Source organism: Janthinobacterium sp. DSP2-3-3 (assembly GCF_049897325.1).
Taxonomy (GTDB): Bacteria; Pseudomonadota; Gammaproteobacteria; order Burkholderiales; family Burkholderiaceae_D; genus Janthinobacterium.
The window spans coordinates 575,823-590,996 of record NZ_JAFCWA010000001.1; the positions used below are offsets into that span (position 1 = coordinate 575,823).

General features: G+C 65.3%; 12 protein-coding genes. 3 read left to right on the forward strand and 9 right to left on the reverse strand.

Annotation, left to right across the window (positions count from 1 at the left end; all coding sequences use genetic code 11):
• Positions 1–45 precede the first annotated feature (45 nt).
• The 6 genes from tssH to ACP7DE_RS02910 all read right to left on the reverse strand — a co-directional run bounded on the left by tssH (position 46) and on the right by ACP7DE_RS02910 (position 6,402).
• Positions 46–2,700 carry a type VI secretion system ATPase TssH gene (gene tssH, locus ACP7DE_RS02885; protein ID WP_426070652.1) on the reverse strand — a complete coding sequence of 885 codons (2,655 nt, stop codon included), beginning with the start codon at positions 2,698–2,700 and terminating at the stop codon, positions 46–48.
• Entirely contained in the window at positions 2,697–3,173 is a 477-nt protein-coding gene (gene tssE, locus ACP7DE_RS02890; protein WP_426070653.1) for a type VI secretion system baseplate subunit TssE, read from the reverse strand. Before tssE ends, tssH begins: the two co-directional genes overlap by 4 nt.
• 66 nt (positions 3,174–3,239) lie before the next feature.
• Positions 3,240–3,731, reverse strand: coding sequence for an Hcp family type VI secretion system effector (locus tag ACP7DE_RS02895; protein ID WP_034750126.1), 492 nt, complete (start codon positions 3,729–3,731; stop codon positions 3,240–3,242).
• A gap of 35 nt (positions 3,732–3,766) precedes the next feature.
• Entirely contained in the window at positions 3,767–5,257 is a 1,491-nt protein-coding gene (gene tssC, locus ACP7DE_RS02900) for a type VI secretion system contractile sheath large subunit (protein ID WP_426070654.1), read from the reverse strand.
• Between the two features lies 1 nt (position 5,258).
• Complete coding sequence (gene tssB / locus ACP7DE_RS02905; protein ID WP_426070655.1) at positions 5,259–5,768, reverse strand: type VI secretion system contractile sheath small subunit; 510 nt, start codon at positions 5,766–5,768, stop codon at positions 5,259–5,261.
• 37 nt (positions 5,769–5,805) lie between these two features.
• Positions 5,806–6,402, reverse strand: a complete 597-nt coding sequence (locus ACP7DE_RS02910) for a hypothetical protein (RefSeq protein WP_426070656.1) — start codon at positions 6,400–6,402, stop codon at positions 5,806–5,808.
• Between the two features lie 278 nt (positions 6,403–6,680).
• Here ACP7DE_RS02910 and tssJ point away from each other — a divergent pair, with 278 nt between their 5' ends.
• From tssJ to icmH, 3 genes are read left to right on the forward strand one after another with little or no spacing between them, the layout of a single operon-like run.
• Positions 6,681–7,280 carry a type VI secretion system lipoprotein TssJ gene (gene tssJ, locus ACP7DE_RS02915; RefSeq protein ID WP_426070657.1) on the forward strand — a complete coding sequence of 200 codons (600 nt, stop codon included), beginning with the start codon at positions 6,681–6,683 and terminating at the stop codon, positions 7,278–7,280.
• A gap of 43 nt (positions 7,281–7,323) precedes the next feature.
• Positions 7,324–8,694 (forward strand): type VI secretion system baseplate subunit TssK, encoded by a 1,371-nt coding sequence (gene tssK, locus ACP7DE_RS02920; RefSeq protein WP_426070658.1) that lies wholly within the window; start codon positions 7,324–7,326, stop codon positions 8,692–8,694.
• Positions 8,691–9,476 (forward strand): type IVB secretion system protein IcmH/DotU, encoded by a 786-nt coding sequence (gene icmH / locus ACP7DE_RS02925; protein WP_426070659.1) that lies wholly within the window; start codon positions 8,691–8,693, stop codon positions 9,474–9,476. The genes tssK and icmH overlap by 4 nt, the downstream gene beginning before the upstream one ends.
• A 14-nt stretch (positions 9,477–9,490) precedes the next feature.
• On the opposite strand, the gene ACP7DE_RS02930 is transcribed toward icmH, so the two are convergent.
• Genes ACP7DE_RS02930 through tssM form a run of 3 tightly spaced genes read right to left on the reverse strand, consistent with a single transcriptional unit; the run spans position 9,491 to position 15,099 of the window.
• Positions 9,491–10,279 carry an OmpA family protein gene (locus ACP7DE_RS02930; protein WP_426070660.1) on the reverse strand — a complete coding sequence of 263 codons (789 nt, stop codon included), beginning with the start codon at positions 10,277–10,279 and terminating at the stop codon, positions 9,491–9,493.
• Positions 10,280–10,288: 9 nt separating this feature from the next.
• Positions 10,289–11,269, reverse strand: a complete 981-nt coding sequence (tagF, locus tag ACP7DE_RS02935; RefSeq protein WP_426070661.1) for a type VI secretion system-associated protein TagF — start codon at positions 11,267–11,269, stop codon at positions 10,289–10,291.
• Positions 11,266–15,099, reverse strand: coding sequence for a type VI secretion system membrane subunit TssM (tssM, locus tag ACP7DE_RS02940; RefSeq protein ID WP_426070662.1), 3,834 nt, complete (start codon positions 15,097–15,099; stop codon positions 11,266–11,268). The genes tagF and tssM overlap by 4 nt, the downstream gene beginning before the upstream one ends.
• Positions 15,100–15,174 lie beyond the last annotated feature (75 nt).

A 15,174-nucleotide genomic window follows, 5' to 3' on the forward strand; every position in this document is an offset into this window, starting at 1 on the left:
CAATCTCCGCGAGGTGACGTTACTTGATGACGTTACTTGATGAGGTTATTTGATGATGTACTTGAACTGCCCCTGCTTGCTGGCGCTGACGCGTATCGAGGCGATCGGCTCGCCCTCTGCCATGCGTGCCAGCACCGCTTCGGCGATCGCCGGCAGCAAGCTGCCGTTGAGGATCTGGTCGACATTGCGCGCGCCCGAGTCGACCTCGGTGCAGCGCGCCAGCACCGCCTCGACCAGGCCCGCGTCATGGCTGAACTGCGCCTGGTGGTTGCGCACGATGCGCGCACCGATGCGCGCCAGTTTCAGGACGATGATCTCGGCCAGCACCGCGTCGTTCAAAGGATAGAATGGCAGCACCTTCAGGCGTCCCAGCAAGGCCGGCTTGAAATGCGCCACCAGTTGCGGGCGCACCAGCTCTTCCAGCGCGGCAGGCGTCGGCAAGTCCTGCGCTGCCCGGTTCAGGCAGGCGGCCATCATCGCACCCGAACCCAGGTTCGAAGTGGCGATGATGATGGTGTTGCGAAAATCGACTTCGCGCCCTTCCGCATCATCGAGCACGCCCTTGTCGAAGACCTGGAAGAACAGTTCCAGCACGTCGGGATGAGCCTTTTCCGCCTCATCGAGCAGCACCACGCTGTAGGGCTGGCGCCGCACGGCTTCCGTCAGCACCCCGCCCTCGCCATAGCCGACATAGCCGGGCGGCGAGCCTTTTAGGCCGGCCACGCTGTGCGCCTCCTGGTATTCGCTCATGTTGATGGTAATGAGCTTGCGCTCGCCACCATACAACAGGTCGGCCAGCGCCAGCGCCGTTTCCGTCTTGCCCGTGCCGGACGGTCCTGTGAACAAAAACACGGCTTGCGGCTTGTTCGGGTCGTCCAGGCTGGCACGCGCCGTGCGCACGCGCTGCGCCACCGCTTCGATGACATGGTCCTGTCCCAGCACCCGTTCGCGCAGCGCCCCCTCCAGGGACAGCACCGTGCGAATCTCGTCATTGAGCATTTTCCCCAGCGGGATGCCGGTCCAGCCGGCGACGATGCCGGCCACCACCTGTGCGTCGACTTCCAGCGGCGACAGCGCAAACTCTCCCTGCAGCGCCGCCAGCTCCTCCTTCAGCGCCAGCAGGCGTGCCGCGCCGACTTCGCCAGGCCGCTCGCCGCGCAGTTGCCCACGCAAGTCGCCGATCTGCGCCACCAGCACCTTTTCACGCTCCCAGCGCTGCGCCAGCGCCGCGATCATCGCCTGTCCTTCCTCATGTTCGCGCCGCAGCTGCGCCAGGCGCGTGGCGCCGGCTTTATCGGCTGCTTCACCATCACTGGCCTCGCGGATCAGGGCGGCGATTTCCGCGCCGATGCGTTCCTGCCGCCGGTTCACGTTTTCCAGCTGCGCCGGCGTGGCGCGCTGGCCCAGCGCCACCTTGGCGCACGCCGTATCGAGCACGCTGATGGCCTTGTCGGGCAGCTGGCGCCCGCTGATGTAGCGGTGAGACAGGCGCACCGCCTCGACGATGGCGGCGTCGCGCACGCGAATGCCGAAATGGCGCTCCATCAGCGGCGCCATGGCGCGCAGCATGGCGCAGGCAATGTCTTCGCCCGGTTCTTCCACCTTCACTACCTGGAAGCGCCGCGCCAGCGCCGCATCCTTCTCGAAATATTTTTTGTACTCACTCCAGGTGGTGGCCGCGATCGTGCGCAGGGCGCCGCGCGCCAGCGCCGGTTTCAGCAAATTGGCCGCATCATTCTGCCCCGCCTGGCCACCGGCGCCGATCATGGTGTGCGCCTCGTCGATGAAGAGGATGATGGGGTGCGGGCTTTTCGTCACCTCGTCGATGACATTCTTCAGCCGGCTTTCAAACTCGCCCTTCACGCTGGCGCCGGCCTGCAGCAAGCCCATGTCGAGCGCGTGGATGTGCGCGCCCTGCAGCACCTCGGGCACGTCGCCGGCAGCGATGCGCAAGGCCAGGCCCTCCACCACGGCCGTCTTGCCCACGCCCGCCTCGCCCGTCAAGATCGGATTATTCTGGCGCCGGCGCAGCAGGATATCGACAGCCTGACGTATCTCGGTCTCGCGCCCAATCACGGGATCGAGCTTGCCGTCGCGCGCCAGTTGCGTCAGGTCGGTGGTGAACTGCTCCAGCGCCGGGGTCTTGCTGGCCAGGGTAGCAACAGGGTCGTCGCCTGTGTCGGAAAGCCGCGGCACTGCCGCGCTTTCCTCCTCGCCGGAGCCCGCCGTCAGTTTGTCCGGATGATGCTTCAATTGTTCGACGCTGAAACGGGCAAACAGCTTCGAGCCGCGGTACGCGAGCTGCGACAGTTCCGGCTCCGTCAACAGCGCCAGCAACAGATGGCGGCTGCGGATGGCGGCCGGCCGGGTGGCATCCGCCACCGTGCCCAGCGAGGCGATCAGCCAGGCATGTTCAAACAACAGCGGCAAGTGGGGAGAAAACACGGGCGTGCGCGCACTGCCTGTCCTGAAGCTGCCGATCTCACGGCGCAGGTCCGCCTCCAGCGCCGTCAGGCTGATTTCACTGCGCCGCGCGATGGTGACGAAATCGCTGCGCTCCTGCTCCAGTAGCGCCAGGAACAGGTGTTCGATATCGACTTCATATTGGCCCAGTCCCACGCAGATGCCGGCGGCGCGGGTGGCGGCCGTGCGCGCCGTGTCATTCAGTTTGGCGATCAGGGTTTTCAAATTATTGCTCATGCGGCGGCTCCCTTGCGGTTGATCGAATAGCGCAGCGACGACGGCTGCAGCACGGCGTCGAAATTGACCGTCTCGCCGCCGGACATCACGGCCAGGGTGGCGCTGATGACGAAGCCCACGCGGTTGATGCTGCCCGCTTCGCGCTCCAGGCGGGCGCGCACATTGCGCAGGCGCGGTTCATGGCGTTCGATGGCGGCCTTCAGCGCGGCGCAGATGCGGGCGCGGTCATCGCTACTGGAAAGGCACATGCCGGCGAAATCGATCAAGCCATAGTTGACGATGGACGCAGCGCATTCCGGATACGCGTCCAGCGCGCCGGGCGGCAGGGCCACGCGCGTGTTGAGCAGTTCTTCCAGGTCGCGCGCTACCGCATCCTTCAACTGATCGAGCGACAGGCGCACCGCCACGCCGCCCGCTGCCGCACCGCCGTCGCCCATCAGGCGGTCGAACAGGCCAGGTACATAACTGTCCATGCGCTCTCCTGAAAAGTCGGCGCGGCGCGCGAGCGCAGGTGGCCGCTACGCGCCGCGCACCATGGATCAAGCCACGCGGTTCGCGGCCAGGTCCCAGCCGCCCGAGGTATTGCCGCCGGCGCCGCCCGTCACTTTTTGCTGCGTGTATTTCCACTTCACTTTCGAGAACTTGAAGCCGACGTGTTCACCGAGGATGTCGCCCTCTTCCACGTTCGGCGTGACGGCGCCGATCAGCACATTCTCGATTTCGATTTCAAAGTACTTGACGCGCTCACCCTGGCCGTCGGCGCGCATGAATTCGAAGCGCGCCTTGGGAATGGTCTTGCCGGCCGAGCAGGTTTGCAGCAGCACCGGCGAGGCCAGGTCGGCCAGCTTGGAGATGACGATGTCCTTGTGCTCGCAGCGTTCAGCCGTGTGGCCGCCGCCCGTCGAGGCGGTGGCGGACTTCGGCTGCTCGACGCTCCAGCTGACCGATTTGCACTCGATCCAGTCCTTGTGCTTGTCATCGGTGGACTCGCCCTTGATGCCGTCTATCTGCAGATATACATCGATTGCCATGGTGTGCTCCTCTGGTTGAAAGATGATCGTATGGATCAGGAATTGGTCGACTTCGGCAACTCCGCGACCAGTCGGAGCGATACGGATAATTCATCGAGCTGGAAGTGCGGCCGCAGGAACGACACGGCGCGGTAAACGCCGGGTCGGCCCGGCACTTCATGCACCTGCACGGAAGCCTCGCGCAGGGGGAACTGCGCCTTCTGTTCCTGGCTGGCGTTATCGTCGAGCAGCACGTACTGCATCAGCCAGCGGTTCAAAAAGTCTTCCACGTTGGAGGCGGCGGCAAAGCTGCCGATCTTGTCGCGCATCATGGCCTTCATGTAGTGGGCGATGTGCGAAACGGCGAAGATGTACTGCAGCTGCGACGAAAGCACCGCGTTCGCGTTGGCCGCGTCGCTGTTGTACTTGCGGCTTTTCTGCGCCGACTGGGCGCCGAAAAACGCCGCATACGCCGTGTTCTTGCAGTGCACCAGCGAGATGAAGCCGAGGTCCGACAATTCCTTTTCGCGGCGGTCGGTGATCGCCACTTCGGCCGGGCATTTCAGGGCCACGTCGCCCTCGTCCGTCTTGAAGGTGTGAGTGGGCAGGTCGTCCACCAGGCCGCCGCCCTCCACGCCGCGGATGGCGGCGCACCAGCCGTAGTCGGCAAAGGCGCGCGTCAGCTTGCAGCCGAACGCATACGCGGCGTTACACCACAGGTATTTGTGATGGTCGCTGCCGTCGACTTCCTCGACAAAGTTGAAACCTTCCACCGTGGTGCCGTCGACGGGATTGAAGGGTAGCCGGCCCAGGAAGCGGGGCAAGGTCAAGCCCACGTAGCGCGCATCCTCGGATTCGCGGAAGGCTTTCCATTTCGCGTACTCGATGGTGTCGAACACCTTGGCCAGGTCGCGCGGCTTGCCCAGGTCGCCGTAGCTTTCCAGGCCAAACAACTCGGGCGCGGCCGAAGCGATGAACGGTGCATGGGCGGCGGCGGCGATGTGCGACATCTGCTCGACGAAATACATGTCTTCCGGCTGGCGCGAGATGGCGAAGTCGCCCAGCAACGCGGCGAATGGCGCGCCGCCGAAGGTGCCGAACTCCTCTTCGTATACCTTCTTGAACATGCTGCTCTGGTCGAACTCCAGCGCCGCCTGGAAATCCTTCACCAGTTCGCGCTTGGTGGCGTTGAACATGCGGATCTGCAGGCGCGTGCCCGTGTCGGAATTGCCGACCAGGTAGCGCAGCCCCGTCCAGCTTTGCTCGAGCTGCTGGAACGACGCCGCGTGCATGATTTCGCTGAGCTGCGCAGAAATCAGGCGGTCGATTTCCGCCACGCGCGCGTCCAGCGTGGCCGACAGGCTGCTCGACATCAGCACCGTGCCGTCGAGCACCTGCGCCACCAGTTCCGAGATCAGGTCGCGCGCGCGCGCATGTTCGGCGCCGGACTTGGCGACGCGGCTTTGCTCGACGATCTGGTCCAGCAAGTCGGTCGCGGCCGGCGCACCGGGGGGGGCTACTGCAAGGGCTTCTGCCTGGGCGCTCATCTCAATCCTCCTGCGCTGGAAACTGCGGTTTCAAACTGGCCAGGCTGTCCGTGTTGTTCAGCACTTCCGTCAGCAAGTCTTCCAGCTTGTCGTTACCGGCCAGCTTGTTACGCAAGTCGGCCAGCTTGGTGCGCGCCTCGAGCAGCTTGCGCAAGGGATCGACCTGGCGCACCACCGATTCCGGGCGAAAGTCATCCATCGAGCGGAAGTGCAGATCGACGGCGAACGTGCCGCCCGCCTCGCTGATGCGGTTCGGCACGGCGAAACGCGCCACCGGCTCCACGCCGGCCAGCACTTCGTCGAAGTTGTCACGGTCGATGGCGACGAACTTGCGGTCCTTCAGGCGTTTTTTCTCGCTGTCCGGATTGCCGCCAAAGTCGCCCAGCACGCCGACCACGAAGGGCAGCTCCTTGTTTTCAATCGCGTCGCCAATCTCGACGTCGTAGGTCATTTGCACGCGCGGCGCGCGTATCTTTTGCAGGCGTTTTTGCACGCTGTCGGACTTGGGCATGTCGTTTCCTTTGCAAAGGGGGGATGGGAACGCGGACTTATTTCAGGCCGCTGAACGGGTCGGCCGTGCTGCCTGGCGACGCTGCGCCCTTCGCCGCCGGCGTGCCGGAGCCGGATGTGGGAGCGCGCTTGCCGGCCGCAGGCGGGCGCTTGGCCGGCGGCACCAGCACGTCTTCGCCGATGCTCGCGCGCAGCAGCTTGGCCAGGTCCTGCGCTTCCGACCGCAGCGAGCCATTCAAATTGTTTTGCCGCGACAGGTCGGCCAGCGCCTTGCCGGACAGGCGCAAGCCGCTGACGGCGACGATGCTGTTGGCGACCTTGTCGTCCGGGTCGCGTTCCAGCGCTTCGAGCGCATGGCCGATGGCGTCGCCGTACTGGCCGCGGTCGAACTTCATCTGCGCCATTTGCAGCAACGGCGCCTTGTCGGCCGGGTAGCTGCTGCTGCCGCCCTTGAGCAGGGTCATGGCGCGCTCGTATTGGCCGGCGCGCGCGGCCGCATCGGCGTCGCTCATCACTTGCGCCAGGGTCGGCGCCGCAGGTTTCCTGGATGCCGGCTGCTCTGGCGTGGCGCAGGCAGCCAGCAGCAAGGCGCTGGCGAGGCAGGCAATACGGGGCAACATGGTGGCTGGCTTCATCGGGCATTCCTTCACGTGGAGGACGCTACCGCTGGGAAAGATGGGCGGCGCCTTGGTGGAGGCCATTATTGATCGCCAATTTTTTGGCCAGATTGAGATTAATCAGCAAAGAAGAAGTTCCATATCACAGCCGCGTGCGGCGACATGAATCCTGATTTGGCGCAGTAATTGTCTTGATCGCAGACGGACTTTGCGTCAACGCAAGCAGGCCGCCGGTGCATGCGTTTAAATGACTGCAACACTTTTATTTCCAGCCACTATTTTTGCAAAGATCACCCATGCCATCTGACGCCCTGTTCCGCCGCCTGACGCGCGCCACCCCGCTACTGCTGCTGGCCTTGCTGCAAGCCGGCTGTGCGGGCGGCGCCATCGGCACCCTGGCCAACGCGGCGCTGCAAATGGCGGGCGTGGCCAAACCGCCGCCCGAACTGCCCGACGCGCAAAAACCGCCGCGCAACGTCAGCATCCGCCTGCACGCGGCGCAGCGCCTCAACACCGATGCCGAAGGCCGGCCACTGGCGCTGGTGGCACGCATCTACAAGCTGCGCCAGAGCGCCGCCTTCGAGCAGGCGCCATACGACAGCTTCCTCGACACGCAGCGCGAAAAGGCCGCGCTGGGCGCCGACTTGATGGAAGTGAAGGAGGTGCTGCTGGTGCCGGGCCAGCGCTACGAAGTGCAGGAAAAAGTCAGCAAGGAAGCGTATTTCATCGGCGTGGTGGCCCTGTTCCGCGCGCCTGCGGCACAGCGCTGGCGCGCCACCTTTGCCGCCGCCGACGCGGAACGCGGCGGCATCACCGTCGGCCTGCACGCGTGTGCGCTCAGCGTGGCCAGCATGGGCAGCGGCATGGCACCGCTGGCGGCCCTGCGCTGCCAATAATGTAGCCGCAGACCGGCACGCCACACATTCAAGGAGAAACGAAATGGGCATGGCAGCGAAAGTCTTGTGGGGAGAGGGCCTGTTCCTGCGGCCGCAGCATTTCCAGCGCCAGGATCAGTATCACGAAGCGCGCCTGCATCACACGGCCAGCGCGCTGCATCCCTACCTGTGGGGCGTGGCGCATATGCAGTGGGACCTGGCGGCGCTGAAAACGGGCACCTTGCACCTGCAAGCCCTGTCGGCGATCTTCCGCGACGGCGAAGTGTTCGAGGCGCTGGGCGACGGCGCACCGGGCAGCGACACCCTGCCCCCGCCGGTGGACCTGGAAGCGCTGCCGCCGGCGGTGCAGGAAGTGACATATTATGCAGCGCTGCCCATCCTCAACCGCGAAGGTATGAATTACACGGCGCAGGCGTCAAAGGCAGGTACGCCTACAGCCACGCGCTTTGCGCACGCCATGCGCGCCACGCCCGACCTGTTTACGGAGTCCGCCGTGGCCGACGTGGCGTACCTGAAGAAGACCGTGCGCCTGATTCCCGACAGCGAGGCGCGCGGTTCCTACGACTGCCTGCCGCTGATTGCCCTGCGGCGCACGGTGTCGGGCGGCTTCGAGCCCGTGCCATCGTTCATGGCGCCCAGCCTGGCGATCGCCGGCGCGCCGCGCCTGCAGGGCCTACTGGAACACCTGCTCGATGCGCTGCAGGCGAAAGTGAGCGCGCTGCACGGGCACCACCGGGAGCCGAGCCGCAACGTGATCGAATTCCGCTCGGGCGACGTGTCCTCGTTCTGGCTGCTGCACACGGTCAGCACGGCCGCCGCCGCGCTGATGCACTATGTGCGCCATCCGGCCCTGCATCCGGAGCGCCTGTACGAGGCGCTGCTGGGCCTGGCGGGCGGCCTGCTCAGCTATTCCAAGCACTACACCTTGGCCAGCCTGCCCGCCTACGACCACGCGCAGCCGGGCATCTGCTTCGACGCCATCGATGGCATCATCCGCGAACTGCTCGACACTGTCATCTCGTCGAAGTATTTTTCCATCGCTCTGCTTGAAGACAAACCGTCGTACTACCTGGGCAAGCTCGATTCGGGCAAGATCGACCAGCACACCACCTTGTACCTGGCGATTCGCGCCGCCATGCCGGCCATCGAACTGGTGGACGTGGTGCCGCTGCGCGTCAAGGTGGGTGCGCCAGACGACGTGGAAAAATGCGTGCTGACGGCCATGCCCGGCCTGAAGCTGTCGCACGCGCCACAAGTGCCGGCAGCCATTCCCGTGCGGCCCGACACCTATTATTTTGCGATTGAAAACCGCGGCGTACCGTACGAACAGATGCTCAAGGCGCAGTCGATTTCCGTGTACGTGCCGGCCGGCATACGCGACCTGCAGTTGGAACTGATCGCGGTGACGGCATGAGCCAGCTCATCGAACGGCGCGCGGCGCCCTCCCTGCTGGGACCACGCGGTGCCGCCCCGGCAGGCAGCAGCCGGCATGCCGGCAGCGCCCTGCTGGACCTGATGCACGAAGGCTTTTATATGCTGTTCATGCTGAAGCACGGTTCGGCGCCCGGCGACGAACAAAGCTTCATGGACCGCATCACGGCCTTCCTCGACGACTTCGAACGGGAAGCGAAAAAGATCCGCGCCGATGGCGACGATATCGAAGCGGCCAAGTATGCGTTTTGCGCGGCGGTCGATGAAATCATCCTGGCCTCGCCCTTTGCCCTGCGCAAGCAGTGGGAGCGACGCCCGCTGCAACTGCTGATCTTTGGCGACCAGCTGGCCGGCGAACATTTTTTCGACCGCCTCGACGCCTTGCGCGGCAAGGGCGCCATGCGCGTGCAGGCGCTGCAAGTCTTCCACATGTGCCTGTTGCTGGGATTTCAGGGCAAGTATGCGATCGACGGCGGCGAAAAACTCAGCTACCTGACGGCGCGCCTGGGCGACGAGATCGCCCACATCAAGGGCAAGAGCCGCGGCTTCGCGCCGCGCGCGGAACGCCCCGACCAGGTGGTCAACAAACGCGGCAGCGACGTGCCGCTGTGGGCGCTGTCGAGCTTTTTCGCCCTGCTGGCCATCTGCGCCTACCTGGGTTTGAAAACGCATTTGACACGCGGCACGCAAACCACCCTGGCCGCGTATGCGGACCTGGTCAAGCTGGCGCCAAGCCCGGCGCACCTGACCATTACCCTGCCTTGATTATCATTCGCTGATCATTGCGCGATTCTGAACTCGATGCGCCGGTTTCTTGCCCGGCCATCGGCCGTGGCGTTGCTGGCCACGGGACGGTCCGGTCCCTGGCCCGACACCAGCACCGAATCGGCCACGATGCCCTTGCTGGCCAGATAGGCGCGCACGGCTTCGGCGCGCGCCTGGCTCAGGGCCACATTGCTGGCGCGCAGGCCCGTGTCGTCCGTATGGCCGATCACTTCCACCTTGCGTCCCTGCAGCTTGAGCATGACGGCCGCCATCTCGTCGAGGATGGCCAGGCCGGCCGGCGTCATGGAAGCCTTGCCGCTGTCAAATTCGATGATGCGCTTGTCGAGCGCCGCATCGAGCAAGCCCTGCTCGGCCTCGGCCGCCTTGACGCGCAAGCCATTGTTGACGACATACGTGGGATTGAGGCTGGTGGCGATGTCGCTGGCGATCTGCTGGCGCTGCGACTCATTCGCCACTTCGCCGCGTACGCTGACGTTGTTGCCGGCTATGCTGATCTGGCCCCGCGAAATGAGCTTCAGGTTCGGTGCAATCAGCTTTTGCACGTAGGCGTGCCAGTTGGCCGGCACGGCCACGTTACCGATGGCGATCTGGTCGACCACGCGCTCGGCGCCGTACAATTCGCGCAAGCGGGCCAGCACGGCCGCCTTGCCCGCCTCGTCGGCCAGGGTGCCCGTGACGAGGATCTGCCCCGGCATGGGCGTCTGGGGCGCCTGCGCTTGCGCCAGGACTCGGCAGGGAGCGGCAGCGGCAAGCAGCAGCAGGAAAATGACAGGAGATTTCATCGCAGTCCTTCAGACAAAGGTATCGGCAAACATGGCGCAGGCCGAGCGCAGAGACAGCTGCTCCTGCTGCAGGCAGGCGGAAAAATGGCGCAGCGCCGCATCGTGTCCCAGCTGCTCCTCAACCCAGTCCAGCTGGTCGAACACGATCAGCCGTTCGCTGCCGGCCTGCGGATCGATCAGCGCGCGCAAGCCATGCGGGTCGGCACCGCAAAAACCGATCACCAACACGGGCGCCTCGTCGAGGTGGGAAAAAAACAGCGCCAGTTCAAAATCGGCCTGGCGCAGGAAAGGCGCGATCAGGTGCAGCCAGAAGCTGGCCACCAGGTCGCGCAGCTGCGCTTCGCGCGGCAGCGGCAGCACCAGGCTTTTCTCCAGCCGCGGCAAGCCGCTGTGGCGCACCGGCTGCAGCAGCAGGCCCAGTCCCAGCAGCAGTTCGCGCACCGTCACCGGGAACGCGGGCGAGGCCAGCATCGCCTGCAGGCCATGCACCGTCTGCGCCTGTAAAAAAGCGGCCAGGCGCGCCGCATGGCACGGTGCGGCCGGTTCGACTTCCACCATGTTGCCAGCCAGCGCCAGCAGCGCCGGCCCCGGTTCGGCGCTCGCCAAAATGCCTTGCGACAGCTGCTCCACGCGCTGCCACAGCGGCGCCAGCACCAGCGGGCTGCAGCCGACAAAGAGCTCGGCATCATCGACTTCCAGCGCGCCCATGGCCATGAAGGGAAAGCGCCGCTGCGACTGGTCATTGCTCGCTTCCAGGCGCCCGGCGATGGCGCGCCGGCTGCGCGTGCCGACAAAGGCAAAGCGCAGCGGCGGCAAGGCGTCGTAATTGAGCTTCCAGCGCGGTTCCACCGTCAAGGCATTCATGACCTGCGCCAGCCAATCGTCGAGCAGCTGCACCAGCGCGTGATTGTCGCAGGCCTTGATGAAGTCGCCGCGCGTGGGGATCTTGCCAAAGTAACCGAGGCGCACCTGTTGCGGCGCGCGCATCATGGCGCCACCCCGGGCAACGCCGCGACAGCGATAGCCGGCGCGGGCGCGGCGGGAACGCCCGGCGTGCCGACGATGGTCTCGGGCAGCTGCATGCCGCGAAAGCCCTGCTCCTGCAACGCAGTGGCGGCACCGGCGCCCGTCGTTTCGGCGCTGCTGGTGATTTTCAGGTCGACCGCCACGGCCACCTCGCCGCGCGCCCAGCGCAGTTCGAACACGCCGCCATCCTTGCGTTTCTTGGTCGCCGCATCGATCATGCGCTTCAAGCCGAATTGCCCCGGCTCGTTGAACAGTTCCACCGTGCGCCCGTCGAAGGTGACGGCGGTGATGCGCGCGCCCTGGACGCCGGACGCGCCTTGCGGGCCGGGATGGAGCATATTCGTCCACTGCGCCGGCGTGTTGCGGTAGCGCAGCTGCTGGCCGTCGATCTCCACCGTGTATTCCAGGGTGCCAGGCGCGGGCGACGGCTGGATCTGGAACACGGTTTGCGCCGCCGAAGACGTGGCCGCCACGCCGCCCGCGCCCAGCGGCGCGATCCAGCCGGGAAAGCGCGCCACCACCTGCGGCGACAGGCTGATGCCCATGTCGGCCCAGGTGCGCGGCGCCAGCACGTCGCCGCGCCGCACCACCAGGGGACCCATGGAGGTGGTGACGAATTTCGCCACCAGGCCTTCCGGGCCGAAGAACTGGCCGATCTCCAGGCTGCTCGCCTCGATGCGCGCGTTTGGGGCAAACGGATATTTGTTCGCCAGCGATTTCTGGAACGGTTCGTACACCTGCGCCGCCCAGGTCTTGTTGATCTCCAGTTCCGCCGGCGCGACGATGACGGCAAAGGTCTGCATCAATGGCCGCACGAGGATGGGACGGATGGCCTGCTTTTGCGTGTCGCTCATCCCCGTGAGCATCTGCTCATCGACTAGTTTCAGGCTGTCGGCCAGCTCGGAACCGCTGCCCTCCAGCGTCTGCTGCATGAACTGGCGCGCGCCCGGCCCCGCGTCGCCCTGGTTCTTCAACTGGTTCAGGCGACTGCGCAGTTTCGACAGCGCCTCCAGATACGCGCGCATCAGCGACGCATTGTTATCGTTGGCCGCCACCAACTTGCCCACGCCGGCAAATTCGCGTCCCACAGGACCCATGGGTTTGTCCAGGCGCGCCGGGTCGATCTGCGCATTGATGCCCGGATTGGCCGTCAACTGCGATGGCGCGCGGCGCAGCACGGTTTCCTTGAACCAGGCGATGATGCCCCGCTCGGCCTTGCGCAATTGCGCATTCTGCAGCGCCGGGTTATCCCACGAGGTTTCTGCGTAGATGGTGGTCAGCAGTTTGGCGATCGGCGACGCTTGCGGATCGCCCAGGCGATTCATCGCCTGCACGGCGCCGTCAAAGCCTTTCAGGTCGGCGACAGCGACGCCCTGCACGAATTTTTGCCACTCGCGCGCATAGTCGGCCTTGTACATGGCCACCAGGTTTTTCTCGATCTGCTCCGGGCTGCCTTCCAGGGTCAGGTCGTCGGTGGAAGCGCTTTTCAGCACCCAGTCGGCGCTTTGCAGCTCGCGGTTGGCGGCATCGCGAAACGCGCCTTCGACAAACTTTTCCCACGCCTGGCGCGTAAAGGCGCCGGAGACGGCGTAACTGCCCGCCAGCAGCGCTTGATCCTGTTCGCCGACGATGCGCGCCACCGTCATGCCGGGAAAACGCGTCGAGGCGCGCGCGCGAATGTCGGCATACACGCGCTCGCGCGCCGGCATGCCGCGCACCACGCGGCGCAGGTTTTCGCGCGCCTGGTCGACCAGCGCCAGCTTCTGTTCGATGCGCGGCCAGGACGGGTCGCCGATCTGCGCCAGGTAAAACGTCAACAGCCGTTCGGCGCTGCGTATCATCTGCTCGCGCGGCATGGCACCCCGGTTGCCTTCCAGCCAGCCGCGCCAGAAGCGCGTCATCTGGTCGTTCAGGTGGCTGCTCTCGGCATGCGTCTTATCGGCCAGCATCAGATAGGTTTTCAGCGCATTGTAGGCATCCTCCACATTCGTCGCGCTGGCCGCCTGGTACTGCACGCTGCGCGGTGCGGCTGGCGCTGCAGTGGGCGATGCGGCGGCTGGCGTCTGCGGCGTGCGCGCCGTGGGCTGCAGCTGGTCGGCGCCGGCGTTCATCTCGAACAGCAAGGCTTCCAGCGCGCCCGCCACGGGGGCCAGCATGACCTGGCGCGCGCCGGCAAAATATTCCTCGCGCAGCTTGCGTTCAAGCAGCTCCCCCTGGTACAGGCCCAGGCGCAAGGACCAGGGCCGTTGCGTGCGGTACGCTTCCAGCTGCTCGATGCGGTCCTGCAAGATCTCGAGCGCTTCCAGGCGCGACTGCAAGTCCAGGCGCCGCTCCTGCAGTTTCACCACTTTATTTAAATCGGCCTCCACGTTGGCCACCAGTTGCCGGTTGCCCAGGTAGGACCAGCTCCAGCCGCCCAGGCAGGCGCCCAGCGACACCGTCGCGGCAAAGAACACGGCATATTTGAAGCGCAGCTTGGCGCGGTTGGCATAGTTGGCTACCAGGTGCTTGTCGGCAAAAATAACCTTGCGGAACAGCTCCAGCAGGAAATAGCCATGCTGGCGCGCACCGGACGTTACTGCGGCCGGGGCCGGCGCATAGGCCAGGTCGAAGCGGCGCGCCACCTGCTGCGAGGAGGCACTGACGGGCTCGCCCTCCTGCAGCGCGCTGGTGAAATAAAAGCCGCGGAACACGGGCTGGAACTGGAACGGGTTTTCCTCGAACAGGGTGGCGATGAAGGCGCGCAGGGCCGGCTTGACGGCGGCAAATTCCAACGGAAAGGTAAACACGCCGGGCGCCATCGTCTTGCGTTGCCGGTGCGCCATGTTGGCCAGACTCAGCTCCGTCAAGCCATCGTGCAATTCATCGAAACTCTGGTCGAAAAAGGCCAGCAGGTCGGCCGTGGGCAGCTTGCGCTGGTAAGGCATGGTGGCGCCCCAGACGCGCTCGCGCTCGCTGCGCTCGGCATCCGCAAAAAACTCCGTGAAGCCGGCGACCAGGTCCGCCTTGGTAAACACGATGTACAGGGGCGCGAACACTTCCAGGCGCTCGATGACGTCCTGCACGCGCTTGCGCAGGCTGCGCGCCAGTTGCATGCCGACATCGGGATCGCCTTTCAATTCGGCGATGCTGACGGCGACGAGGATGCCGTTGACGGGCGCCTTGCGCCGGTATTTTTTCAGCAGGTCGAGAAAGCCGAACCACTCGCCGCGGTGCTCGTCGACAACGCAATAACGTCCCGCCGTGTCGAGCACGATGCCGTCCGTGGTGAAAAACCAGTCGCAGTTGCGCGTGCCGCCCACGCCTTGCACGATCTTGCCGTCGGCGAAAGGAAACTGCAAGCCCGAATGCAGGATGGCGCTGCTCTTGCCGGCGGCCGGATTGCCGATGATCATGTACCACGGCAATTCGTACAAGGCGGCGGCGCCCGATTTGAGGCCCAGCTTGGACGTCTTGATGGTCTCGATGGCGGCCAGCATACCCGTGCGCACGGCGTCGAGTTCGCCTTGCTGGGTGCTGCTGGCCGTCGAGGCGGAGGCCGCTTGCGCAGCGGCGATCTCGGCCTCGTTGAGGATGGCCTGGCCCAGCGCCTGCGCATCGCGCCGTGCGCGGCGCCGGCGCCACAGCCACAGGCCCAGCCAGGTGAGAAAGGCCAGTAGCAGCAAGGCTAGCGCCCAGATCAGCGCCACTTCCAGCACCTCGGCGCCCAGGTACAGGAAAACGGCCAGCGCCACGAAGCCGAGGATGGTCAGATTGCGGCTGTCGGTCAGGAAATGCCAGATTCGTCGCAGCATGATGAGCCCAGGGTGAGGTCGCAAAGCAGATGGACGCCGCCGCGTAGCAAGGCGGATGCGGCCCATGCTGACAGC

What these genes read in the sequence shown, in the direction of transcription:
- tssH (WP_426070652.1), bottom strand. Translation starts at nt 2,700, where the DNA reads ATGAGCAATAATTTGAAAACCCTGATCGCCAAACTGAATGACACGGCG.
- tssE (WP_426070653.1), bottom strand. Translation starts at nt 3,173, where the DNA reads ATGGACAGTTATGTACCTGGCCTGTTCGACCGCCTGATGGGCGACGGC.
- ACP7DE_RS02895 (WP_034750126.1), bottom strand. Translation starts at nt 3,731, where the DNA reads ATGGCAATCGATGTATATCTGCAGATAGACGGCATCAAGGGCGAGTCC.
- tssC (WP_426070654.1), bottom strand. Translation starts at nt 5,257, where the DNA reads ATGAGCGCCCAGGCAGAAGCCCTTGCAGTAGCCCCCCCCGGTGCGCCG.
- tssB (WP_426070655.1), bottom strand. Translation starts at nt 5,768, where the DNA reads ATGCCCAAGTCCGACAGCGTGCAAAAACGCCTGCAAAAGATACGCGCG.
- ACP7DE_RS02910 (WP_426070656.1), bottom strand. Translation starts at nt 6,402, where the DNA reads ATGAAGCCAGCCACCATGTTGCCCCGTATTGCCTGCCTCGCCAGCGCC.
- tssJ (WP_426070657.1), top strand. Translation starts at nt 6,681, where the DNA reads ATGCCATCTGACGCCCTGTTCCGCCGCCTGACGCGCGCCACCCCGCTA.
- tssK (WP_426070658.1), top strand. Translation starts at nt 7,324, where the DNA reads ATGGGCATGGCAGCGAAAGTCTTGTGGGGAGAGGGCCTGTTCCTGCGG.
- icmH (WP_426070659.1), top strand. Translation starts at nt 8,691, where the DNA reads ATGAGCCAGCTCATCGAACGGCGCGCGGCGCCCTCCCTGCTGGGACCA.
- ACP7DE_RS02930 (WP_426070660.1), bottom strand. Translation starts at nt 10,279, where the DNA reads ATGAAATCTCCTGTCATTTTCCTGCTGCTGCTTGCCGCTGCCGCTCCC.
- tagF (WP_426070661.1), bottom strand. Translation starts at nt 11,269, where the DNA reads ATGATGCGCGCGCCGCAACAGGTGCGCCTCGGTTACTTTGGCAAGATC.
- tssM (WP_426070662.1), bottom strand. Translation starts at nt 15,099, where the DNA reads ATGCTGCGACGAATCTGGCATTTCCTGACCGACAGCCGCAATCTGACC.